The organism is Streptomyces sp. TM32 (assembly GCF_004122755.1).
Classification (GTDB): Bacteria; Actinomycetota; Actinomycetes; order Streptomycetales; family Streptomycetaceae; genus Streptomyces; species Streptomyces sioyaensis.
Map to the genome: position 1 here is coordinate 1 of NZ_SDIG01000074.1, position 22895 is coordinate 22895.

Here is a 22895-nt window from a genome sequence, read left to right on the forward strand (position 1 = left end):
GGGCGGCGCGGAGGGCGGGGGAGGGGGAGCCACGCCGCCGGCGCCCGCCCCGTGCGGCGCCGACGGGCCCGTCCACCGTACGGGCGGCCGGCATCTCACCCGCTGGACGCGCCGCCGAACCCCGCAGTGCGACGGATTAGGCTTCCCCCGTGGCTGATATCCAGATCCCCGCTGACATCAAGCCCGCCGACGGACGCTTCGGCGCGGGCCCCTCCAAGGTGCGTACGGAGGCGCTCGGCGCCCTGGCCGCCACCGGTAGCTCCCTTCTCGGGACCTCCCACCGCCAGGCCCCGGTCAAGAACCTGGTCGGCAAGGTGCGCGACGGCGTACGCGAGCTCTTCCAGCTCCCCGAGGGTTACGAGGTCGTCCTCGGCAACGGCGGTTCCACCGCGTTCTGGGACATCGCGACGCACGGTCTGATCGAGCGCAAGTCCCAGCACCTCTCCTTCGGCGAGTTCTCCTCGAAGTTCGCCAAGGCCGCCAAGCTGGCCCCGTGGCTGGACGAGCCCACCGTCATCTCCGCCGACCCGGGCAGCCACCCGGACCCGGAGGCGGAGGCGGGCGTGGACGTCTACGGCTTCACCCACAACGAGACCTCGACCGGTGTCGCCGCGCCGATCAAGCGCGTCCCGGGCGCCGACGCCGGCTCCCTGGTCCTGGTCGACGCCACCTCCGGCGCCGGCGGTCTGCCCGTGGACATCGCCGAGACCGATGTCTACTACTTCGCCCCGCAGAAGTCCTTCGCCTCCGACGGCGGCCTGTGGCTGGCGGCCTTCTCACCCGCCGCCCTGGAGCGCGCCCGCGCCGTCCACGCGTCCGGCCGCCACATCCCGGAGTTCTTCTCGCTGCCCACGGCGATCGACAACTCCCTGAAGAACCAGACGTACAACACCCCGGCGCTGTCCACCCTCTTCCTGCTCAACGAGCAGCTGGAGTGGATCAACGGCCAGGGCGGTCTGGACTGGGCGGTGCGCCGCACCGCCACCTCCTCGCGCACCCTCTACGGCTGGGCCGAGGACTCCAAGTACGCCACCCCGTTCGTCGTCGACCCGGCCAAGCGCTCGCAGGTCATCGGCACCATCGACTTCGACGAGGGCATCGACGCCGCCGCCGTCGCCAAGGCCCTGCGCGCCAACGGCATCGTCGACACCGAGCCCTACCGCAAGCTCGGCCGCAACCAGCTGCGGATCGCGATGTTCCCGGCGATCGACCCCGCGGACGTCGAGGCCCTGACGGCCTGCGTCGACTACGTGATCGGCAAGCTGTAGCGGCGGTCCGGCCCGGCCGGACCCGCACCACAGGCCCCGGCGGGCTTCCCGCCGGGGCCTGTGCCGTCGGGCGGGCCGCACCGCCGGACTCCCCCGAACGGACGCGCCGCATTGTGACCGAACGGGCCGGATATGCCTGTATGGGTGCCATGACGAATCCCCCGGTGCCCGGCCTCGCGTCCTTCGCACGGCAAGGCACGATCTTGCTGACCACGTACAAGCGGGACGGCACCGGCGTCGGCACACCGGTCAATATCGCCGTCGACGGCGATCACGCCTATCTGCGGACGTACGGCAGCGCGTGGAAGGTCAAGCGGATGCGGAACTTCCCGGACGTGGAGATCTGCGCGTCCACCTGGCGGGGGCGGCCCACCGGTCCCGCCGTCCGGGCGCGGGTGCGGCTGCTGGACCCGCAGACCCGGGAGTACCGGCGCGCGGAGCGCTCGCTGACCCGGAAGTACCCGCTGATCCACGGGCTGCTGGTGCCCCTTGCCCACCGGCTGAAGAAGGAGCCGACGCTCCATTACGAGCTGCGGCTGGCCGAGGGGGCGAAGGGAACGGGGGAGGGGTAGGCGGGTCGCCCTCCGGTCCGGACCCGGCTCTCGCCGCTACCGGCGGCGCAGCAGCCTGCGGACCCCGACGACCAGGGCCGTCGCCAGGGCGAGGACCATGGCGCCCTTGATGAAGGACGGGTCCAGATCCTTTCCCGAACTCCCCTTCCCGTCCCGGCCGTTGCTGCCGTCCCCGCCCCCGTTCGCGGGGTCGTCCTTCGCCGAGTCCGGCAGCTGGCCGTCGCTCAGACCGACCGGCTTGACCTCGCTGTCCGCGCCCTCGGAGCCGTACATCAGGGTGCGGCCGTCGGGGGTGAAGGTGACCGACTCGCCCTGCTGCTGGACCGGTACGCCCACGCTGCCGAGGTCCTTGGGGCGGCCGTCCTGCCAGCGGTAGATCCGGGCGCCGAAGTAACTGCGCAGCGCCAGCCGGCTGCCGTCCGGGGAGAACGCGCCGTCGGTCACCCACAGATCGATCGGGGCGACCTTGCGGAAGGTGTTGGTGGCGCCGGCGGTCAGCCGCCGCGGGCCCTCGTAGAGCGCGCCGCCGCCGTCCTGCTTCTTGCTGGCGATGTAGACCCGGCCCGTCTTGGGGTGCACCATCAGCGCCTCGGCGTCCCGCGGGCCGTCCGCGTACTTCACGGAGAACTGGGTGGCGGTGACGGTGGCATCGCGCAACGTCTTCGGCTCGGGGAGGCGGTAGATCCATACGTGGTCCCACGAGCCGCCGAGGTTGTCGCCGATGTCGCCGACGTAGAGGTTGCCGTCCGGGCCGATCGAGATCGCCTCGACGTCGCGGGGCGAGCCGATACCGCGCAGCGTGATCCTGGCGACCGTGCGGCCCGATCGCCCGTCGACGGCGTAGAGGTACGGGCCGTCGTCGCTGTCGTTGTGGGTCCAGTAGATCCCGGGGTGCGCACGGCTGGCGGCCAGGCCGCTGGACTCGGTGATCCGGGGGTCGCCGATGGTGAAGCCGTCGGGCTCGTCGGCGGCGGCGGGCACCATGGACGCCGACCACAGGATTCCCGCGGCACCGGCCGCGCACAGAAGCGAACGCATGGGCACAGACTGCCATCCCGGACGCGGCAGGGGAGCCGAGTACGGCCGTCGCGGGGCCGGACGGGCGGGGCGTGGCCAGCGTCACGTACCCGGGAGTAGGGGTTCTCGGCCATCATGACCGGATGAGGATCATGTTCGTCGGTGACTCGATGACGATAGGGAGCACCGGCGATTTCACCTGGCGCCACCGGATGTGGCAGCACCTGAACGCGACGTCCGGCGACCCGTACCGCATCGTCGGCCCGCGCCGCGCGCTCCATGACCCCGCCACCGGCGACGCCTCCTCGTCCGCCTACGCCGACCCGGGCTTCCCCGAGGAGGCCCGGCGCCATCTCGCCGGCTGGGGTGAGGGCTGGCTGCACATGGCCCCGCTGATCGGCGAGGCGGTGCGCCGGTACGAGGCCGACACCCTGCTGGTCTCGCTCGGCCTGATAGACCTCGGCTTCTACACGAACGCCGAGCAGACCGCGGAGAACGTCCGGCGCTTCGTGGCCGGCGCCCGACAGGCCGCGCCGCACGTCCGGGCGGTGCTGATGCCGGTGATACCCAATGTGCGGGCCACGACGGACGCCGCGTTCGGTGCGCAGTGCGCGCGCTTCAACGAGCTGCTGGCCAAAGCCGTCGCCGAGCTCTCCCTGCCCGGCTCGCCGTTGCTGCTGGCCTCCGAACCGGACGGATGGGACATCGAGCGCGCCACCTACGACGGAACCCATCCCTCGGAGCGCGGCGAGCACTTGCTGGCGGGGGCGTTCGCCCAGGCGATGCATCAGGCGTGGGGCGTCGGCGGGCCGTACCGCGCCGACGCGATGGCCGGCGCGGCCGTGCCGGCACGGTGAGGTGCGCGGCCCGCGGGCGGGCCGGTGTCGCTCAGGAGGGCACCGCCGCCGTCCACGAGTCGGCCAGCGCGCACAGTTCCGCCAGTGCCGCCTCGGCGCGCTCGCGGTCGCCGGTGACCAGGAAGTCGGTCCGCAGGCCCGCGTACGCGCTGTTCAGGAAGGTGGCACGGACGCGCGCCGCGGCGGGGGTGAGGCCGCGGGCCTGGAGGGCGCCGGCCACGAACTCGGCGCGGTCCGCGAGGAATGCGGGGACCCGCCCGGCGAGCCGGCCGGCCGCCGCCAGGCCCTCGATCTCGTGGAGGAGCCGGGTCGCGCCGATGTTCTCCGGCTCCAGTTGGCGCCGCCAGGAGTCCCGCACGATCGCCCCGACGCCGCGGGTGATGTCCTCCCAGCCCTCGGTGGCCCGCAGCTGCCGGTGCTGTATCTCGTCCAGTCGCTGGAGTACGGCCGTCAGCAGCGCGTCCTTGTCCGTGAAGTGGTGGGTGAGCACCCGTGTGCTGTGCCCGAGTGCCTGGGCCAGCGGGCGCAGGGAGAGTTGGGCGATCCCGGTCTCGGCGAGGTGACCGATGACCGCATCCAGGATCTCGGTACGGCGGTGCGGGTCGCGGGGCCTGGCCATCGGTCGGACTCCTTGTGCTGCGGGGATCTTTGGCCCCTAACTGTGGCTCCCCGCCCTCCGGGGCCGTTCGGCGGGGGCGGACCGCCGCCGAACGCCGGGCGGCCGGGCCCGCCGCCGCGCCCCGGGTGCGGGACCCCGCCGCGGTCTCGCCACGGCCGCCGGACGCACGCCGACCGCCACCCCCGAACGGTCCTTGCTTCGAGCGCACTTCAAGGCGTTGGCTGAACAACCATGAAGTACACGCAGCTCGGACGCACCGGACTCAAGGTCAGCCGACTCGTCCTCGGCACGATGAACTTCGGACCCCAAACGGACGAGGCCGACAGCCACACGATCATGGACGCGGCGCAGACCGCGGGCATCAACTTCTTCGACACCGCCAATGTCTACGGTTTCGGCGCCGACAAGGGCCGCACCGAGGAGATCGTCGGTTCCTGGTTCGCCAAGGGCGGCGGCCGGCGCGACAAGACCGTGCTGGCCACCAAGGGCTACGCCAACATGGCGCCGGAGGGCGACAAGGTCTGGCCCAACCACGACAAGCTCTCCGCGCTCAACATCCGGCGCTCGGTGGACGCCAGCCTCAAGCGGCTGGGCACCGACTACATCGACCTCTACCAGTTCCACCACGTCGACCGGGACACGCCCTGGGACGAGATCTGGCAGGCCATGGACGTCCTCGTCCAGCAGGGCAAGATCCTCTACGTCGGTTCCTCCAACCACGCCGGCTGGCATATCGCCCGCGCCAACGAGAACGCCGCCCGCCGCGGTTCGTACGGCCTGGTCAGCGAGCAGTGCCTGTACAACCTCGCCGAGCGGCGGGCCGAGATGGAGGTCATCCCGGCCGCCGAGGGCTACGGCCTGGGCGTCATCCCCTGGTCGCCGCTGTACGGCGGCCTGCTGGGCGGCGCGCTGCGCAAGGAGCGCGAGGGCGGCGGGGGCCGCTCGGCCGTCGGACGCTCGGCCGACTCCCTCGCCGACTCCGCGATCCGCGCCCGGGTCCAGTCCTATGAGGACCTGCTCGACAAGCACGGTCTGGAGCCCGGTGAGGTCGCGCTGGCCTGGCTGCTCACCCGTCCGGGCGTCACCGGCCCGATCGTCGGCCCGCGCACCGCGGACCAGCTCGCCTCCGCGCTGCGCGCCGTCGAGCTGACCCTCACGGACGAGCTCCTCGCCTCGCTCGACGAGATCTTCCCCGGCCCCGGGCCGAGCCCGGAGGCCTTCGCCTGGTGAGGCGGGGTGGGCGCCCGGAGCCGGCTCCGGCCGGACGCCGGGTGCCCGTCGGCGGCGGCGGCGGTGCTCAGCGCAGCGCCGCCGCCACGATCACGACGATGAGCAGCACGGCGAGAAGTCCGGACATGATCCGGTTACGGGTCTTGGGATCCACCCCCTGAGCGTAACCGGGGCAGGTCCGAGCGATGCAGCGGCCCGGGCCGGTCGCGGCCGGGACGAGCAGCCGGCCGGGTCCCGGCCGTGGACGAGCACTGCTGTGGGCCGGCCGTGCCGTGGACGAGCAGCCGGCCGGGCCCGGCGGCTCAGTGGCCGAGCGGCCAGGACCCCACCTCCTCGTACCGGGGCTGGCGGCCCGCCTCGCCGGGCGCGGGCAGCCGGCTGTGCATCAGCGAGAGGGTGTCGACGGTCCAGGAGGTGCCGGCGAACTCCTTGAGCGCGTGCGCGTACGGCCGCAGGTCCAGGTGGGGGACCCGGTTCCGGGCCAGTGTGAGGTGGGGCGTGTACGGGCGGTGCTCGTCGTCCATGGGGAGGCCGGCCCGGCGGCCCGCCGCCGACGCCGAGTCGGCGAGCCGGCGCATGGCGGGGCGGTCGCCGTCGGCCCCGGCCCACACCACCCGGTCCGAGAAGCGGCCGCCGCCGGCGATGCGCAGCTCGTAGGGGTCACGACGATGCGCGGCGCGGGCCAGGCGCTCCCGGAGCCCGGGGATCAGCTCCTCGGGCACCTCGCCGTAGAAGGCCAGGGTGAAGTGCCAGCCGTCGCGGCCGGTCCACCGCAGCCGGTCGGCGGCCGGGAGCGCCTTCAACTGCGCGACCTCGGCTGCCAGTTCTTCCAGCGCGCGAGCGGAGGGCAGGACGGCGGCGAAGAGTCTCATGCGGCCAGTGTGGCGCAGCACACCCGTCGTCCGGCGGAGGCCGGCGCCGCCGGACGACGGCCCGGCGCCACGGACGGCCGTGGTGGGCAGCACGGCCGTCCGCGCCCTCCTGCGGGCTCGTCATCCCGCCTCAGCGGGCGCTGCCCAGGTTCCGGTCCGCGTCGGCTCCTTCGAGCATGAGGGTGACCTCCTCGATGCGGCGGAAGCGGCCGTCGGTGGCGAATTCGGCGAACACGTAGACCTCCGTGCGCACGGCGGAGCCGTCCTTCTTCGTGACGTGGACCGTGTGCCGGTCGGCGTAGCGGAGGCCGTCGGACAGCTCGTCGTGGACCTCGACGGTGCCGTCGGCCACGACCGTGCGGAGGTGCGCGATGTGCTGGAGGAACTCCTCGCGGTCGGCCCACTGGCCGTCCGTGCGCTGGCGGTAGTCGGGGGCGAAGTGCCGGTCGGCGGCTTCGTCGAGGGCGAGTCCGGGAGTGAGGAGCAGGTCGGTGAGTGCGGCGGCGATACCGGTGCGGTTCATGGCGCGATCCTTTCGAGACCCCGGGACTGCGTGGCGAGCCCCTGGGAATGCGTGGCGAGACCTGAGAATGCGTGCGTTGCGCACGCTTCGCCTTCACCGTACCGCACATGCGTGCGCCGCGCACGCTATTCTGGGGTGATGAAGAAGACCGAGGTAGGAGACGAGATCGCCGCGGCCCTGGGTGTGCTGCTCCGGCGCAGCACCCGCACGGAGCTGTACCGCACGCTGACCGACGGCATGGGGGAAGCCCTGGACGAGCTGACCTACCCGATCCTGAGCGGGCTGGCCAGGACCGGGCCGCGCAGCGCCGCCCACCTGGCCCCCGACGTGGGACTCGACCGCTCCGGCGTCACCCGCCGCGCCTCCAGGCTGGAGGAGGCCGGGCTCGTACGGCGTGAACCGGACCCCGCGGACCGGCGCGCGACGCTGCTCGCCCTCACGAGCGAGGGCGAGCGCACGGTGGACATCCTGCGGCAACGCCTGTCCGCCCACATCGAGGCCGGCCTCGCCTCCTGGCCCGCCGACGAAGCCAAAACCTTCGCGCGCCACCTCCAGCGCTTCGTCACCGAGGGGCCGTTCGCCTAGGGGGTGCCTCTCCGATCTCCGTGGGCCTGCGAGGGCCGGTCCGATGGGTCAAGCCCTAGGCGACCGGCGCCAGTTCCTTTCCCTCCTCCGCGGACGAGGTGCTCTCGCAGGTCCGGGGGACGAAGGTGACGTGCTGTCGGCCCCTGCGCAGGTCGATCTTGAGGCGAAGGTCGCCCACCCGCGCGAGGATCAGCCCGATGACGACCGCGGCGCCCATGGAGATCGCACCGCCCGCCACGAAGCCGGTCCGGGGGCCGAAGGTGTCGGTGACCCAGCCGACGATCGGGGCGCCGAGCGGGGTGCCGCCGACGAAGACCATCATGAACAGGCTCATCACCCGGCCCCGCATCAGCGGATCGGTGGCCATCTGGATGCTCGAATTGGCGGTGACATTGATCGTCAGGCCGACCATGCCGATCGGGGCGAGGAGCGCCGCGAAGACCCAGAACGACGGGGCGAGCGCGGCGGCGATCTCCAGGGCGCCGAAGAGCAGCGCGGCACCGACCAACAGCCGCAGCCGGGAGCCGGCCCGGCGGGCCGCGAGCAGCGCGCCGATCAGCGAACCGGCCGCCATCAGGCCGTTGAACAGGGAGTACGTGCCGGCGCCCTGGTGGTAGACGTGATGGGCGAACGCGGTCAGCCAGATCGGGAAGTTGAAGCCGAAGGTCCCGATGAAGCCGACCAGCACGATGGGCCAGATCAGGTCGGGGCGCCCGGAGACATACCGCAGCCCCTCCCGCAGCTGCCCCTTGCCGCGCGGGGCCCTCTCGACCTCGTGGAGCTCGGACGTCCGCATCATCAGCAGTCCGGCGATCGGGGCGAGGAACGACAGGCCGTTGAACAGGAAGGCCCAGCCGCTGCCGAACGCGGTGATCAGCACACCGGCGACGGCGGGCCCGATCAGCCGAGCGGACTGGAAGTTGGCGGAGTTGAGGCTGACGGCGTTGCTCAGCTCGTCCCGGCCGACCATCTCGGAGACGAACGCCTGCCGGCAGGGATTGTCGACGACGGTGACCAGACCGAGGGCGAAGGCGACCAGGTAGACGTGCCAGACCTGCACCTCTCCGCTGAGCGTGAGCACGGCGAGCACCAGGCCGGTCAGGCCCATGGCGGACTGGGTCAGGAACAGCAGCGTGCGCTTGGCGAAGCGGTCGGCGATGACGCCGCCGTAGAGGCCGAAGAGCAGCATCGGCAGGAACTGCAGCGCGGTGGTGATACCGACCGCGGCGGAGGAGCCGGTGAGGCTGAGCACCAGCCAGTCCTGGGCGATGCGCTGCATCCAGGTGCCCGTGTTGGACACCATCTGGCCGGTGGCGAAAAGGCGGTAATTGCGGATGCGGAGCGAGCTGAAGGTGCCCTTGCGCGGTGTGGCGGCGGGGCCTGCGGCGAGCGCCGGGGCAGTGCCCGGGGCGGTCGCGGTCGCGTCGTCGGAAACCGTGTCGTCGGGAACTGCGTCGCCGGAATCCGTGTCGTCGTGGGAGTGCGGTGCGGGGGCGGAGTGTGCTCCGGATCCCGTACTCAAAGTGGGTTCGCCTCCTCGGGCTTGGTGTTCTACAACTGGGCGAGCTTCTCCAGTACCGGCGCGGCGGCGCGCACCTTCGCCCACTCGTCCTCGTCCAGCCCGGAGGCCAGCTCGGCGAGCCAGGCGTTGCGCTTGCGGCGGCTCTCTTCGAGCATCGCCTCGGCCTGTTCGGTCTGGGTGACGACCTTCTGGCGGCGGTCGTCGGGGTGCGGTTCGAGCCGGACCAGCCCCTTGGCCTCCAACATGGCCACGATGCGGGTCATCGACGGGGGCTGCACGTGCTCCTTGCGGGCCAGCTCGCCGGGGGTGGCGTGGCCGCAGCGGAACAGGGTGCCGAGCACCGACATCTCGGTGGGGCTCAGCGATTCGTCGACCCGCTGATGCTTGAGCCGGCGCGACAGGCGCATCACGGCGGACCGCAGCGCGTTCACCGCGGCTGCGTCGTCTGGGGGCACCTCGCGGCCGTCAGGCTCGGGGCGGGACAGTTCCGGCATGTTCCTTAGGGTAACTCATTACCTTCGCTAAGGAAACCCGGAGTCCCCGTGCGAATCACCCGAACGAGTGAGGGCGTGGGGGAAAGTGACGCGCCTGACAGCAGGAGGACGGACCGTGTCCGCATGGGATCGCAAGTGCTCAGCGTGCGGGTGGACGGGGAGCTGCTGGAGCGCATACGGCAGCACGCCGCAAAACGCGGAATGAGCGTCCAGGGCTATGTCGTCCGGACGCTCATCCGCGAGGACTTCGACGAGCGGTTCCACTCTTCGCTCGACAAGTCGGAGAAGCTGGGGTTCCAGTAGCCGGCTACTTGACCCCGAGGGCCTGCTCGATCGGGTGGAGCAGGAAGTAGACCAGGAAGAAGAACCCGACGACGTTCAGCAGCCAGGGGACCTCCTTGATCCGCCCGGTCGCCGCGCGCAGCAGGATGAAGGCCAGGACGCCCATGCCGATGCCGTTGGTGATGCTGTACGAGAACGGCATCGAGATCATCGTCAGGAACGCCGGGATGCCGATGGTGAAGTCGCCCCAGTCGATGGCCTTGACGTTCGAGGCCATGATGAGGAAGCCGACGACCACCAGGGCGGGCGTCGCGGCCTGCGAGGGGACGACGGTGGCCAGCGGCGTGAAGATCAGCGCGAGCAGGAAGAGACCGCCGGTCATCAGGTTCGCCAGACCGGTGCGGGCGCCCTCGCCGACACCGGCGGTGGACTCCACGAAGCAGGTGTTGGCGGAGGCGGAGCCGAAGCCGCCGCCGGCGACCGCGAGCCCGTCGACCATGAGGATCCGGCCCATGTTCGGCAGCTGACCGGTCTCGTTGTCCAGCAGCTCGGCCTCCTCGCCGACGCCGATGATGGTGCCCATCGCGTCGAAGAAGCCGGACAGCAGCACGGTGAAGACGAAAAGGCAGCCGGTCAGCACACCGACTTCCTTGAAGCCGCCGAACAGGCTGATCTGCCCGATCAGCCCGAAGTCCGGGGTGTCGATGATCTTGCTCGGGACGTTCGGGACCGCCAGGCCCCAGGCCGCGTCCGGGATGGTCGCGACGGCGTTGATGACGATCGCGAGGACGGCCATGCTGACCATGCCGATCAGGATCGCGCCCCTGGTCTTGCGGACGACCAGTACGAACATCAGCACCAGACCGATCACGAAGACCAGCACCGGCCAGCCCTGGAGCTGCCCGCCCTGGCCCAGACCCATCGGGACGGTGGTGTGCGCGGCGTCCGGGTTGCGGGTCACGAAGCCCGCGTCGACCAGGCCGATCAGCGAGATGAACAGGCCGATACCGATGGCGATGGCGCGCCGCAGGCCGTTGGGGATCGCATCCATCACCCGCTGCCGCAGACCCGAGGCGACCAGGATCATCAGCACCAGACCGGCGAGCACGACCATGCCCATCGCGTCCGGCCAGCTCATCTTGGGCGCGAGCTGCAGCGCGACCACGGCGTTGATGCCCAGGCCCGCCGCGATGGCGATCGGGACATTGCCGATGACGCCCATCAGGACCGTGCTCAGACCGGCCATCAGCGCGGTGGCCGTGACCAGCTGGGCGTTGTCGAGGTGGTGGCCGAACTTGTCGACACCGGAGCCGAGAATGATCGGGTTCAGCACGATGATGTAGGCCATCGCGAAGAACGTCGCCAGCCCGCCGCGCAGTTCGCGGCCGACCGTCGACCCCCGCTCGGAGATCTTGAAAAAGCGGTCCAAGGCGTTCTTGGGCGGCTTCGGGCCGGGGCTCTCGGGGGTGTCGACCGGCGTGGTGGCCGAGGAGGGCATGCGGGGACCTCAGTAGGACGGGCCTGGGCAGGCGGGGGCCCGAGGGCCCGGAACACGTACGGACAATGGCTCTGACGGATCAGCTTGGATGAATCGACGATCCCATCGAGTCAGTTTCAGAAAGGTTAAGTATGAATAAACAAATCGTTGATCGCTATCTCCGCGCGTAGACCCTTGGGGGGCATGCCTTCGCGCCCGCTCTCGTACGCCCCGCACCCTCCCCTCACTCCGCCCGCGGCCCCCGCGCACCCTCCCCGTAAGCTGAGCACCATGTGGAAGAAGTCCGAACTGCGCGAGGCCCCGGCGCCTCTGGAGGGCCCCGTCGTCGGCACGGTCATCGGCGGCACCATCATCTGGTTCGTGCTCTTCCTCGGCCAGCTCCCCTTCTACGGCTGGTACGCCGACCGCGGCCACGCCTGGTGGGTGTGGAGCTGTCTGGCCGGCGGCGGCCTGGGACTGGTCGGCATCTGGTACGTCCGCAGGCGTGACGCCGCGATCAAGCGGGCCGCCGCGGCGGCGGCCGACGCCGAATCCTGAGCGCGGCACCGCCCGCCACCCCGCACCCGCCCATCCAGCGGGTGAAGTGCACCTTCCGCCCGTAACGTCGAGGGCATGACGGAGCGGGCGAGGTCCGACACCGAGCACCCCGGCCCCGGCGGTGAGCCGGCCGGCCGGCCGGTCCGGGAACCGGTCAACCCCGGGCTGACCGCCGCCGAGGTCGCGGAGCGGGTCGCCCGGGGCGAGGTCAACGACGTCCCCGTACGGTCCTCCCGCTCGACCGTCGAGATCGTCCGCGCCAACGTCTTCACCCGCTTCAACGCGATCATCGGTGTGCTCTTCGTGATCATCCTGATCGTCGGGCCGCTCCAGGACGGCCTGTTCGGCTTCGTCATCGTCGCCAACACCGGAATCGGCATCGTCCAGGAGCTGCGCGCCAAGAGGACGCTGGACAACCTGGCGGTCATCAGTGAGGCCCGACCGACCGTGCGGCGCGACGGCACCGCCGGGCAGATCCCCACCGCCGAGGTCGTCCTCGGCGACCTCATCGAACTCGGGCCGGGCGACAAGGTCATCGTCGACGGCGAGGCCCTGGAGTCCGACGGCCTGGAGATCGACGAATCGCTGCTGACCGGCGAGGCCGACCCGGTCCTCAAGAAGCCGGGGGAGCCGGTGATGTCGGGCAGTTTCGTGGTGGCGGGCGCCGGTGCCTTCACCGCGACCAAGGTCGGCCGGCAGGCGTACGCGGCCCAGCTCGCCGAGGAGGCCAGCCGGTTCACCCTGGTCCACTCCGAACTGCGTACCGGCATCAGCCAGATCCTCAAGTACGTGACCTGGATGATGATCCCGACCGCGATCGGCCTCATCCTCAGCCACCTGCTCACCCTCGGGCTGCCCGGGGACGCGGCCATCCGCCGCATGGTCGCCGGCATCGTGCCGATGATCCCCGAGGGCCTGGTGCTGCTCACCTCCGTCGCCTTCGCCATCGGCGTGATCCGGCTCGGCCGTAAGAAGTGCCTGGTCCAGGAGCTGCCCGCGATCGAGGGGCTGGCCCGGGTCGATGTGGTCTGCCTGGACAAGACCGGCACGCTGACCGAGGGCGGGATGGACGTCAAGGCGCTGCGGGTCCTCGACGGCGACGAGGACTGTGCCGCCCGGGTCCTGGGCGCGCTGGGCGCCGCCGATCCGCGCCCCAACGCCTCCCTCCAGGCGGTCATCGACGCCTATCCGGCGGACGGCACCTGGCGCTGCACCCGGTCGCTGCCGTTCTCCTCCGCCCGCAAATACAGTGGCGCGCTCCTCAGCGGCCCGGACGGCGAGCGCACCGGTTGGCTGCTCGGCGCCCCCGATGTGCTGCTGCCGCCCGGCGACCAGCGCCTCACCGACGTCGACGACCTCAACGCGCAGGGCCTGCGGGTACTGCTGCTGGCCCGGTCCGCACGGGAGCTGGACGACCCCGAGGTCGCCCGGGGTGTGCGGCCCGTCGCGCTGGTCGTCCTGGAGCAGCGGCTGCGCCCCGACGCCCCCGACACCCTGCGCTACTTCGCGGAGCAGGGCGTCCAGGCGAAGGTCATCTCCGGCGACAACGCCGTATCGGTCGGCGCGGTGGCCGCCCACCTGGGGCTGCCGGGCGCCGATATCCCGGTGGACGCCCGCGAACTGCCCTCCGAAAAAGCCGCGTTGGCGCCCGCGCTCGACCGGGCCGCGGTCTTCGGCCGCGTCACCCCGCAGCAGAAGCGGGACATGGTCGCCGGCCTCCAGTGGCGCGGCCACACCGTCGCGATGACCGGTGACGGCGTCAACGACGTCCTCGCCCTCAAGGACGCCGACATCGGCGTCGCCATGGGCTCCGGCTCCGAGGCGACCCGCGCGGTCGCCCAGATCGTCCTGCTCAACAACAGCTTCGCCACGCTGCCTTCGGTCGTCGCCGAGGGCCGCCGGGTGATCGGCAACATCACCCGGGTCGCCACCCTCTTCCTCACCAAGACCGTCTACTCGGTCCTGCTGGCGATCCTGGTGGCCTGCTGGCAGATCCCCTACCCGTACCTGCCGCGGCACCTGACGCTGCTCTCCACCCTGACCATCGGCGTCCCTGCGTTCTTCCTGGCGCTGGCTCCCAACAAGGAGCGCGCCCGCCCGCACTTCGTCCGGCGGGTGATGCGCTACGCGATCCCCTCCGGCCTGATCACGGGCCTCGCCGCCTTCACCACCTACCTCCTGGCCCGCAGCTACTACACCGGCCCCGGCGCCCTCTCCGCCGAGACCAGCACCGCGACCCTGACCCTCTTCCTCGCTGCCCTCTGGGTCCTGGCGATCATCGCCCGCCCGTACACCTGGTGGCGGATCGCCCTGGTCCTGGCGATGGGCCTGGCCTTCGTCCTCGTCCTGGTCACCCCCTGGCTGCAACACTTCTTCGCGCTGCGCCTGGTCGGCACGACGATGCCCTGGGCAGCCGTCGCCATCGCGCTGGTGGCGGCGGCCCTGCTGGAGATCACCTGGCGGTGGGTGGGACGACGGTTCCCCGCCTGAGGGGGCGACGACTTCCGGTCCGGGGGTGGGGTGTCGGCTGTCGGCTTCCCTGCACGCGGGGCCAGGATTCCCGGCCGGTGCGGCCCGGCGGCCGCCGCGGCCCCGCCCGCCGTCTCGGCCCGGTCACGGTGGTCACCCCCGCATGCCGGTGCCCGCCCGCCTCCCCTAGAGTCCGTGAGCATGACATTCCATCCGGGGGACCGCGCATACGAACTGCTGGCGCGCTCGCACCACCACTCCAGCCATGTCAGCCACTACTCGACCGGCCACCACACCTCAGGCACCACCTTCGGCGGCTGGTGGATGATCGTGGTCGGCGCCGTCATCGCCTTCATCTGGGTCTTCGCCAAGCGGAAGTTCGGCTCCCGCTGACGGCGGAAGCGCCCCTCTGCCCCGCGCCCTCCGCCCGGCGCCCCGATCCCAGCCGCCCCAGTACACTCCGGCCCCATGACATTCCACTCGGGGGACCTGACGTACAGGGTGCTGGCCCGCTCGCATCACCACTACCACCACTACAGCGGCGGCACCGGTGACGGTGCCGCCGACTGGTGGGTGTGGCCCCTCCTCGCCCTCTCCGCGATCGTCGTCATCTGGAGCCTCGTCAAGCGGTTCCGCTCGAACTGACCCCGTGCCGCCGGGTCCGCGCGGAAGCCGGCGGACGCGGAGGAGCGGAGCGGCTCTCCCCTGTGCAGTCGCTCCGCTGCTCTCCTCCGTCGGGCCGGTCGGTGGTGCTGCCGCTGCCGGTCCGTAGCCCCTTGATCTTCGGTGTTCGGGCGGGTGGGGGGAAGCCGGAGGCTCATGACGATGTGTGACCGATTGATAACCTCCGTGCATGACGGAAGAGGGGCGGAGCGCGGGCGACTTGGGCGAGTTGGGGATGGTTTCCCGGCATGCGCCGAGCGTTCAGCAGCTGGAATCGTTCCTGGCGCTGGCGGAGGAGCTGCACTTCGGCCGGGCCGCCGCGCGGCTGTTCCTGACGCAGCCCGCGCTCAGCCGTCAACTGCGGGCGCTCGAAGAGCGGTTGGACGTGTTGTTGGTGCAGCGCTCGCGTCGTCATGTCGAGATCACCGCGGCAGGTGAGGCGCTGCTGCCGAAGGCGCGTGCCGTGGTGGAGGCAATGGCCGGTCTGTGCCGGGCGGCCGGCGCCCACGCCCGTCAGGTCGACGGACGGCTGGTGATCGGGTCCATCGGCGCCGAGGCCGCGATGCCGTACACCCGGGCCATTCTCGACGAGCTGCACACCCGCCATCCGCGGCTGCGGACCAGCGTCCGGGGCCTCGATCTCGCCACCCACTTCGACGCGTTGGAGCGGGGCGAGGTCGATGTGGTGTTCCTGCGTCCGCCGGTGCCGCCCGGTATCGAGACGCTGGTCCTGGCCAGTGAGCCGCGGGTGGCGTGTCTGCCGGCCGACGACCCGCTGGCCGGGCGGGACGAGGTGCGGCTGGCGGAGCTGGCCGGACGCACCGTGGTGGACATTCCGCCGCCGTGCCCCCGGGTGTGGTGGCGGTTCTGGGCGGCCGACCCGCGGCCGGACGGCTCGGTCGTGCGGTACGGGCCGATGGTGCCGGACATGGAAGCGCTGCTGCTCGCCGTCTCCCGGGGCGAGGCCATGGCCTTTCTGCCGGCCGTCGCCCGGCAGTTCTTCCCCCGGCCTGGCGTCGGCTACGTGGCGGTGCCGGATCTGCCGCCGGGCACCGCCGCCCTGGCATGGGCCGCCAGGAACCGTGCGCTGCCCACGGTCGCCGCCATCCGGCAGGCGGCCGCCGCCGTACTGCGCCGCACACCCGCGGCCCGGTAAGGCCGGTGCGGTCCGCACCCTGTCCGTCCGGACCGTCCGCACCCTGCCCGTCCGGACCATGGGTGCCCGCTGCGGTGGCCCGCAGAACGGCCCCGGCCGGTCGTAGCCGGTCGTGGTGCCGAGCGGCTGTCGGTAGCGAGCGGGCGGTCGTCAGCCGTCGCCGGGGGCCCGCCAGATATTGCTGAAGGCCTCCTCGTCGATGGCTCGCCGCTGGCGTTCGAATTCCAGCTCCCGCACCGCGTCATGGACGGCGGCGAGCACTGTCGCCACCGCGTCGTCGGCCACCTCCGGCGGGTCTTCCGTCCGCCCGCCGCGGATCCCGAGGGCCGCCGCAAGGTCGGCGAGGACGGGCTCCTCCGAAGCCAGGCGGTTCGCCGCCGCGCGGCGCGCGGGCGAATCGGCCAGCGTCAGCTGACCGGTCCGGACGCGCAGCCAACGGCGGCGGGGTTGGGTGAGCTGCCCTTCCGCCTCAAGGGCGGTCAGATAGGCCGTGGCGAGGCCCCGGCCCCTGCGCCACAGCCAGTCGTCGACCGCCTCGTACGGCGGTTGCTGGGCGAGCGACGACGCGGCCTCGTCCATGAGGCGATCCGCTACGGCGGGCCGGTAGCCCGGCACGATGCGGTCGCCGTCCAGGCTGATGGCCTGGGCTTCCAGCAGGTCGATCAGCTCGGCTCCGGCGAGCGCGAGCGACAGCTCGCCGCGCTCCCGAGTGGGACTGGACTCCATGTCCATGGCAACGAACAACAGGTCCCGCGGTGTGGTCATGAAAGGGCTCCACGTCAGGGGCGTCGGGAGCGATGCGTCGCTGAGCAACTGACCTGGCATCCGGCGCGCCGCCGGCGGCACCGGGCGGGTTTCTCGGCCCGCCGGTGAGCGCTCCCTCCTACGAGCTTATGGAGCGAGGACGGCGACTGCCATCCCACGCCGGGCCCGGCCCGCCGGGCGAGGACGACCGGGACCGGTGGCGCGCCGGCAGCGGGACGTACGCCATGGCGGGGTGCGGGTGCATCGCGGCGGCGGAGGTGGTGCGTGGCGCGGTCGACGAGCCGGATCCCCAGCTCCTGCTCCAGCCGGCGCAGGGCGCGGGAGACGGCCGGCCGGGTCAGATGCAGCCGCTCGGCGGCACGGGTGATGCTCAGGGTGTCGGCGATGGCGAGAAAGCAGCGGAAATGACGCAGCTCGATGCTCCTGCGTGCGGAGCATAAGCACAGGAAGAAAGGCATTTCACGGACCGGAGGGGTGGGCCGTAGCGTGGTGGCGTGAATGCTTCGCCCGAGAGCTCCGAGGGCCGTGTGCCCGCCGCCGATGCCCCCACCGCGCCAGCCGCCGGTGAGGGCATTCCGTACCCCGTGCCGCCCTCGCCCGAGGTGCTGACGGCGGAGGCGCAGGCCGGGACCGCCGGGGCGGCGGGCGCACGCGGCCGCATCGGGTCGGTGGCGCTGGTCATCGGTGGGATCGTCTCGCTGCAGTTCGGCTCGTCGGTGGCGGTGCTGCTCTTCCCGCGGGCCGGTGCGCTGGGGGTGGTCACGCTGCGGCTGGTGGTCGCCGCGCTGGTGCTGCTGGTTCTCTGCCGCCCGAAGGTGCGCGGTTACACCCGGGGAGACTGGGCGACGGTGCTCGCCTTCGGCGTCGCGCTGGCCGGCATGAACTCGCTCTTCTACCAGGCGATCGACCGCATCCCGCTGGGCGCCGCGGTCACCCTGGAGTTCCTCGGGCCGCTGATCCTCTCGGTGGCCACCTCGCGCCGGATGCTGAGCCTGGTGTGGGCGGCGCTGGCGCTGGGCGGTGTGGTGCTGCTGGGGCGCGAGGGGTTCGACGGGCTGAACCTCGCCGGGGCGGCGTGCGCACTGGCGGCCGGCGGGCTGTGGGCCGCGTACATCCTGCTCTCCGCCCGTACGGGGCAGCGCTTCCCGCAGGCGGACGGGCTGGCGCTGGCGATGACCGTCGCGGCACTGCTCAGCCTGCCGCTCGGCGTCGCCGGTGCGGGCGGCGCCCTGCTGGACCCGGTCACCCTGGGGCTGGGCGCCGCGGTCGCCCTGATGTCGTCGGTGCTGCCGTACACCCTGGAGCTGCTGGCCCTGCGCAAGCTCCCGGCCTCCGGATTCGCCGTGATGATGAGCCTGGAGCCGGCCGCCGCGGCCACCGCCGGGTTCCTCGTCCTGCACCAGGCGCTGGGCTGGGCCGAGGTGCTGGCGATCGGGCTGGTCGTGGTCGCGAGCGTGGGCGCGGTACGGAGCGCGGGGGCGGGCTCGCACTGAGCGTGGCCGTCCCCCGACAGGCCCTCCTCGTCCACCCGCTGTGCCGCAAAGGCACCGGTGCGGCCAAAAATCATGCAGGCGTGCTTGATTGTTTCCGGCTGCGCTGCCACGCTCGGAGCGCATTCGCACCACACCGCACCCGCACGGCCGCGGCAGTGGCCGTCGCTGCCTGCCAACCTGCCCCGCTGTCACGGCAGTTGGGACGACGAGGGGAGTGTCGCGTGTCCGATCCCGGCGCCGTACTGGCCGATCTCAGGGCGGAGAGCGAGGAGTTGGACGCGCTGGTCGCCGGGCTGCCGGCCGAGCGCTGGGCGGCCCCGACGCCCGCCGAGGGGTGGACCATCACCCACCAGATCGCCCATCTGGCCTGGACCGACCGGCAGGCGCTGCTCTCGGCCACCGACCCGGAGGGCTTTGCGCGCGCCGCGCAGGAGGCGCTCGCCGCGCCGCTGACCTTCGTCGACGAGGCCGCCGAGGCCGGGGCCCGGACGCCGCCGGCCCAACTGCTCGACGAGTGGCGGGACGGCCGCGGGCAGCTGCTGAGGGCGCTCGCCGAGCGGCCGACGGGCGAGAGGCTGCCCTGGTACGGGCCGCCGATGAGCGTGGCCTCGATGGCCACCGCACGGCTGATGGAGACCTGGGCGCACGGCCAGGACGTGGCCGACGCGCTGGGTGTCACCCGGGCCCCCACCGCGCGGCTCCGGCATATCGCCCGGATCGGGGTGCGGACCCGGGATTTCGCCTACGTGACGCATCAACTCACCCCGCCCGCCGAGGAGTTCCGGGTCGAGCTGCGGGCGCCGGACGGCAGTGTGTGGGAGTACGGGCCGGCGGAGGCGGCGCAGCGGGTGACCGGGGAGGCGCTGGAGTTCTGTCTGCTGGTGACCCAGCGGGCGCACCGCCGCGATCTGCCGTCCCTGCGGGCCGAAGGATCCGACGCGGAACGGTGGCTGGGGATCGCGCAGGCCTTCGCGGGGCCGCCGGGCAAGGGCCGCGCGCCGTCGGGGAAGGGGACGGGGAAGGGAGCCACGGCGTGAGCGGCGCCCCCATGGACGGGAGCCATGGCGTGAGCGGCGCCCCCGCGGACCGGAACCACGGCGTGAGCGGCGCCCCCGCGGACCGGAACCACGGCGTGAGCGGCGCCCCCGCGCACGGCAGCGGACCCGTGCGCCCCATAGGCGCGGACCCCGCCCTGCTCCGGATCGGCAATGCCTCCGGCTTCTACGGCGACCGCTTCGACGCCCTCCGCGAGATGCTCACCGGTGGCCCCCTGGACGTGCTGACCGGTGACTATCTCGCCGAGCTGACCATGCTGATCCTCGGCCGGGACCGGCTGAAGGACCCCACGCGCGGCTATGCCAAGACCTTTCTGCGGCAGCTGGAGGACGGGCTCGGGCTGGCCGTCGAGCGCGGGGTGCGGATCGTCACCAACGCGGGCGGGCTGAATCCGGCCGGACTGGCCGACGCCGTACGGGAGGTGGCGGAGAAGGTCGGGGTCTCCGTCCGGGTGGCGCACGTGGAGGGTGACGACCTTCTGGGCCGCGGGGGGTGGGGCGAGGGGGTGCTGACCGCCAATGCCTACCTGGGCGGCGGCGGGATCGCCGCGTGTCTGCGGGCCGGTGCCGATGTGGTGGTGACCGGGCGGGTCACCGACGCCGCGCTGGTCAGCGGCGCGGCGCAGGCGCACTTCGGCTGGCGGCCGCAGGACCTGGACCAGCTGGCCGGGGCGGTGGTCGCCGGGCATGTGCTGGAGTGCGGCGCCCAGGCCACCGGCGGCAATTACTCCTTCTTCCAGGCACATGACCTGCGTCGGCCCGGCTTCCCGCTAGCCGAGATCGCCGCCGACGGCAGCGCGGTGATCACCAAGCACCCCGGCACCGGCGGCGCGGTCACCCTCGGCACGGTCACCGCCCAACTGCTGTACGAGACGTCCGGCGCCCGTTACGCCGGACCGGACGTGACGGCGCGGCTGGACACCGTACGGCTCACCGAGGAGGCGCCGGACCGGGTCCGGATCGCCCCCGTGCGCGGCGAGGCGCCGCCGCCGACCCTCAAGGCCGGGCTGACCCGCCTCGGCGGCTGGCGCAACGAGGTCACCTTCGTGCTGACCGGGCTGGACGTCCCGGCCAAGGCCGCGCTGGTCCGGCGGCAGATGGAGGCCGCGCTCGACGCGGCGGAACACCGTCCGGCCGAGGTGCGCTGGACGCTGGCCCGCACCGACCGGGACGACGCGGACGTCCAGGAGGAGGCGAGCGCACTGCTGCGGCTGGTGGTGCGGGACGCCGACCAGGACGCGGTGGGGCGGGTGGTCAGCGGCGCCGCCGTCGAGCTGGCGCTGGCCAGTTACCCCGGCTTCCACGTCACCGCGCCGCCCGGCAAGGGCACCCCGTACGGGGTCTTCGAGGCGGTGGCGGTGGACGCGGCGGAGGTGCCGCATCGCGCCGTACTGCCGGACGGAACCCGCGTCAGCGCTCAACCCGCGCCCGAGACACGGGAGTTGGTGCGACTTCCGGATCCGGACCTGCCCGAGCCGCTGGCCGCCGCGGGCACCCGGCGGGCGCCGCTCGGCCTGGTCGCCGGTGCCCGTAGCGGGGACAAGGGCGGCTCGGCGAACGTCGGGGTGTGGGCCCGCACCGAGGAGGGCTGGCGCTGGCTGGCCCACGAGCTGACCGTCGAACGGTTCCGGCAACTGCTGCCGGAGACCGCCGGCCTGCCGGTCGACCGGCACGTACTGCCGAATCTGCGCGCGCTCAACTTCGTCGTCGACGGGCTGCTCGGCGAGGGCGTCGCCGCCCAGGCCCGGTTCGATCCGCAGGCCAAGGCCGTGGGGGAGTGGCTGCGCGCGCGGCACATGGACATACCGGAGGTGTTGTTGTGACCGTGCTCGCGACCGGGCTCGATACGGCGGGCGCCGAATACGCCGAGCGTCGTACGGCGATGCTCGGCAAGCTCGCGGAGGTCGAGGCCGCACACGCCGAGGCGACCGCGGGCGGCGGGGAGAAGTACGTCGCCCGGCACCGGGGGCGCGGCAAGCTGCTCGCCCGGGAGCGGATCGAGCTGCTGCTCGACCCCGACACCCCGTTCCTGGAGCTGTCGCCGCTCGCGGCCTGGGGCAGCGACTACCCCGTCGGCGCCTCGGTGGTCACCGGCATCGGCACCGTCGAGGGCGTGGAGTGCCTCGTCACCGCCAACGACCCGACGGTGCGCGGCGGCGCCAGCAACCCCTGGTCGCTGAAGAAGGCGCTGCGGGCCGACGAGATCGCCCTCGCCAACCGGCTGCCGCTGATCTCGCTCGTCGAGTCCGGCGGCGCCGATCTGCCCAGCCAGAAGGAGATCTTCATCCCGGGCGGCGCGCTGTTCCGGGACCTCACCCGGCTGTCGGCGGCCGGCATCCCGACCATCGCCGTGGTGTTCGGCAACTCGACCGCGGGCGGGGCCTACGTCCCCGGCATGTCCGACCACGTCATCATGGTCAAGGAACGCGCCAAGGTGTTCCTGGGCGGACCGCCGCTGGTGAAGATGGCGACCGGCGAGGAGAGCGACGACGAGTCGCTGGGCGGCGCCGAGATGCACGCCCGCACCTCCGGCCTCGCGGACTACTTCGCGCTGGACGAGCCGGACGCGCTGCGCCGGGCCCGGCGGGTCGTCGCCCGGCTCAACTGGCGCAAGGCACACCCCGATCCGGGACCGGCCGCCCCACCGAAGTACGACGAGGACGAACTGCTCGGCATCGTCCCGGGCGACCTCAAGGCGCCGTTCGACCCCCGTGAGGTCATCGCCCGGATCGTGGACGGCTCGGACTTCGACGAGTTCAAGCCGCTCTACGGGCCGAGCCTGACCACCGGCTGGGCCGAGCTGCACGGCTACCCGGTCGGCATCCTCGCCAACGCCCAGGGCGTGCTGTTCAGCGCGGAGTCCCAGAAGGCCGCCCAGTTCATCCAGCTGGCCAATCAACGCGACATCCCCCTCCTCTTCCTCCACAACACCACCGGCTACATGGTCGGCAAGGAGTACGAGCAGGGCGGCATCATCAAACACGGCGCGATGATGATCAACGCGGTGTCGAACTCGAAGGTCCCGCACCTGTCCGTCCTCATGGGCGCCTCCTACGGCGCCGGCCACTACGGCATGTGCGGCCGCGCCTACGACCCCCGCTTCCTGTTCGCCTGGCCGAGTGCCAAGTCCGCCGTCATGGGGCCGCAGCAGCTGGCCGGCGTGCTCTCCCTGGTCGCCCGCGCCTCGGCCGCGGCCAAGGGGCAGCCGTACGACGAGGAGGCGGACGCCGGGCTGCGCGCCATGGTCGAGCAGCAGATCGAGTCGGAGTCGCTGCCGATGTTCCTGTCCGGGCGGCTCTACGACGACGGCGTCATCGACCCGCGCGACACCCGCACCGTTCTCGGCCTGTGCCTGTCCGCCCTGCACACCGCACCGGTCGAGGGTGCGCGGGGCGGCTTCGGCGTCTTCCGGATGTGA

At 72.3% G+C, this 22895-nt stretch carries 23 protein-coding genes and 1 pseudogene; 15 read left to right on the forward strand and 9 right to left on the reverse strand.

The features are described from left to right. Positions 1-149 precede the first annotated feature (149 nt). Together serC and EST92_RS17685 are read left to right on the forward strand one after the other, a co-directional pair. The gene (gene serC / locus EST92_RS17680; RefSeq protein ID WP_129281877.1) at positions 150-1268 is read left to right on the forward strand and encodes a phosphoserine transaminase; all 1119 of its coding nucleotides are present in this window, start codon (positions 150-152) and stop codon (positions 1266-1268) included. A gap of 149 nt (positions 1269-1417) precedes the next feature. After that, positions 1418-1840 (forward strand): PPOX class F420-dependent oxidoreductase, encoded by a 423-nt coding sequence (locus EST92_RS17685; protein WP_129281878.1) that lies wholly within the window; start codon positions 1418-1420, stop codon positions 1838-1840. A gap of 36 nt (positions 1841-1876) precedes the next feature. Here the strand turns inward: EST92_RS17685 and EST92_RS17690 are convergent, their stop codons facing one another. After that, the gene (locus EST92_RS17690) at positions 1877-2878 is read right to left on the reverse strand and encodes a hypothetical protein (RefSeq protein WP_129281879.1); all 1002 of its coding nucleotides are present in this window, start codon (positions 2876-2878) and stop codon (positions 1877-1879) included. A gap of 131 nt (positions 2879-3009) precedes the next feature. On the opposite strand from EST92_RS17690, the gene EST92_RS17695 reads away from it, so the two are divergent. Beyond that, positions 3010-3714 (forward strand): GDSL-type esterase/lipase family protein, encoded by a 705-nt coding sequence (locus EST92_RS17695; protein WP_129281900.1) that lies wholly within the window; start codon positions 3010-3012, stop codon positions 3712-3714. A gap of 31 nt (positions 3715-3745) precedes the next feature. Here the strand turns inward: EST92_RS17695 and EST92_RS17700 are convergent, their stop codons facing one another. After that, positions 3746-4333: a TetR/AcrR family transcriptional regulator gene (locus tag EST92_RS17700; RefSeq protein ID WP_129281880.1), complete on the reverse strand. Its 588-nt coding sequence runs from the start codon at positions 4331-4333 to the stop codon at positions 3746-3748. Between the two features lie 231 nt (positions 4334-4564). On the opposite strand from EST92_RS17700, the gene EST92_RS17705 reads away from it, so the two are divergent. Then, a complete protein-coding gene (locus tag EST92_RS17705; RefSeq protein WP_129281881.1) occupies positions 4565-5563 on the forward strand; it encodes an aldo/keto reductase in 999 nt (332 codons plus the stop codon). A gap of 302 nt (positions 5564-5865) precedes the next feature. On the opposite strand, the gene thpR is transcribed toward EST92_RS17705, so the two are convergent. Both thpR and EST92_RS17715 read right to left on the reverse strand, forming a co-directional pair. Continuing rightward, positions 5866-6435, reverse strand: coding sequence for an RNA 2',3'-cyclic phosphodiesterase (gene thpR, locus EST92_RS17710; protein WP_129281882.1), 570 nt, complete (start codon positions 6433-6435; stop codon positions 5866-5868). 130 nt (positions 6436-6565) lie between these two features. Continuing rightward, a complete protein-coding gene (locus tag EST92_RS17715; protein WP_129281883.1) occupies positions 6566-6958 on the reverse strand; it encodes a nuclear transport factor 2 family protein in 393 nt (130 codons plus the stop codon). Between the two features lie 138 nt (positions 6959-7096). Between EST92_RS17715 and EST92_RS17720 the strand changes: the two genes are divergently transcribed. Next, positions 7097-7543 carry a MarR family transcriptional regulator gene (locus tag EST92_RS17720; RefSeq protein WP_129281884.1) on the forward strand — a complete coding sequence of 149 codons (447 nt, stop codon included), beginning with the start codon at positions 7097-7099 and terminating at the stop codon, positions 7541-7543. Between the two features lie 55 nt (positions 7544-7598). Here the strand turns inward: EST92_RS17720 and EST92_RS17725 are convergent, their stop codons facing one another. Next, a complete protein-coding gene (locus EST92_RS17725; RefSeq protein WP_129281885.1) occupies positions 7599-9065 on the reverse strand; it encodes an MFS transporter in 1467 nt (488 codons plus the stop codon). Between the two features lie 29 nt (positions 9066-9094). Continuing rightward, positions 9095-9559 (reverse strand): MarR family transcriptional regulator, encoded by a 465-nt coding sequence (locus tag EST92_RS17730; RefSeq protein ID WP_006603817.1) that lies wholly within the window; start codon positions 9557-9559, stop codon positions 9095-9097. A 123-nt stretch (positions 9560-9682) separates the two neighbouring features. Between EST92_RS17730 and EST92_RS17735 the strand changes: the two genes are divergently transcribed. Continuing rightward, positions 9683-9862, forward strand: a complete 180-nt coding sequence (locus tag EST92_RS17735; RefSeq protein WP_129281886.1) for a ribbon-helix-helix protein, CopG family — start codon at positions 9683-9685, stop codon at positions 9860-9862. A 4-nt stretch (positions 9863-9866) separates the two neighbouring features. Here EST92_RS17735 and EST92_RS17740 read toward each other — a convergent pair whose 3' ends face one another. Then, positions 9867-11339: an NCS2 family permease gene (locus EST92_RS17740; RefSeq protein WP_129281887.1), complete on the reverse strand. Its 1473-nt coding sequence runs from the start codon at positions 11337-11339 to the stop codon at positions 9867-9869. A 270-nt stretch (positions 11340-11609) separates the two neighbouring features. Here EST92_RS17740 and EST92_RS17745 point away from each other — a divergent pair, with 270 nt between their 5' ends. The 5 genes from EST92_RS17745 (at position 11610) to EST92_RS17760 (ending at position 16164) form a co-directional block, all read left to right on the forward strand. After that, on the forward strand, positions 11610-11876 hold the full coding sequence (locus tag EST92_RS17745; protein WP_129281888.1) for a DUF2530 domain-containing protein: 267 nt from the start codon (positions 11610-11612) through the stop codon (positions 11874-11876). Between the two features lie 75 nt (positions 11877-11951). Then, positions 11952-14366 (forward strand): HAD-IC family P-type ATPase, encoded by a 2415-nt coding sequence (locus EST92_RS17750; protein WP_129281889.1) that lies wholly within the window; start codon positions 11952-11954, stop codon positions 14364-14366. 180 nt (positions 14367-14546) lie between these two features. After that, a complete protein-coding gene (locus EST92_RS17755; RefSeq protein ID WP_129281890.1) occupies positions 14547-14738 on the forward strand; it encodes a hypothetical protein in 192 nt (63 codons plus the stop codon). A 75-nt stretch (positions 14739-14813) separates the two neighbouring features. Then, the gene (locus tag EST92_RS31355) at positions 14814-14990 is read left to right on the forward strand and encodes a DUF4175 domain-containing protein (protein ID WP_135789050.1); all 177 of its coding nucleotides are present in this window, start codon (positions 14814-14816) and stop codon (positions 14988-14990) included. A gap of 253 nt (positions 14991-15243) precedes the next feature. Continuing rightward, the gene (locus tag EST92_RS17760) at positions 15244-16164 is read left to right on the forward strand and encodes a LysR family transcriptional regulator (protein ID WP_129248764.1); all 921 of its coding nucleotides are present in this window, start codon (positions 15244-15246) and stop codon (positions 16162-16164) included. A gap of 150 nt (positions 16165-16314) precedes the next feature. On the opposite strand, the gene EST92_RS17765 is transcribed toward EST92_RS17760, so the two are convergent. Together EST92_RS17765 and EST92_RS17770 are read right to left on the reverse strand one after the other, a co-directional pair. Next, the gene (locus tag EST92_RS17765) at positions 16315-16929 is read right to left on the reverse strand and encodes a GPP34 family phosphoprotein (protein WP_129281891.1); all 615 of its coding nucleotides are present in this window, start codon (positions 16927-16929) and stop codon (positions 16315-16317) included. A 254-nt stretch (positions 16930-17183) separates the two neighbouring features. Continuing rightward, positions 17184-17387, reverse strand: a pseudogene (locus EST92_RS17770) (LysR family transcriptional regulator); the annotation flags it as partial. Positions 17388-17588: 201 nt separating this feature from the next. Here EST92_RS17770 and EST92_RS17775 point away from each other — a divergent pair. The 4 genes from EST92_RS17775 (at position 17589) to EST92_RS17790 (ending at position 22895) form a co-directional block, all read left to right on the forward strand. Beyond that, positions 17589-18422 carry an EamA family transporter gene (locus EST92_RS17775; RefSeq protein WP_254068888.1) on the forward strand — a complete coding sequence of 278 codons (834 nt, stop codon included), beginning with the start codon at positions 17589-17591 and terminating at the stop codon, positions 18420-18422. 221 nt (positions 18423-18643) lie between these two features. After that, positions 18644-19459 carry a TIGR03084 family metal-binding protein gene (locus EST92_RS17780; RefSeq protein ID WP_129281892.1) on the forward strand — a complete coding sequence of 272 codons (816 nt, stop codon included), beginning with the start codon at positions 18644-18646 and terminating at the stop codon, positions 19457-19459. An 11-nt stretch (positions 19460-19470) separates the two neighbouring features. Then, positions 19471-21300, forward strand: coding sequence for an acyclic terpene utilization AtuA family protein (locus tag EST92_RS17785; protein ID WP_254068889.1), 1830 nt, complete (start codon positions 19471-19473; stop codon positions 21298-21300). Next, positions 21297-22895: a carboxyl transferase domain-containing protein gene (locus EST92_RS17790; RefSeq protein ID WP_129281893.1), complete on the forward strand. Its 1599-nt coding sequence runs from the start codon at positions 21297-21299 to the stop codon at positions 22893-22895. The genes EST92_RS17785 and EST92_RS17790 overlap by 4 nt, the downstream gene beginning before the upstream one ends.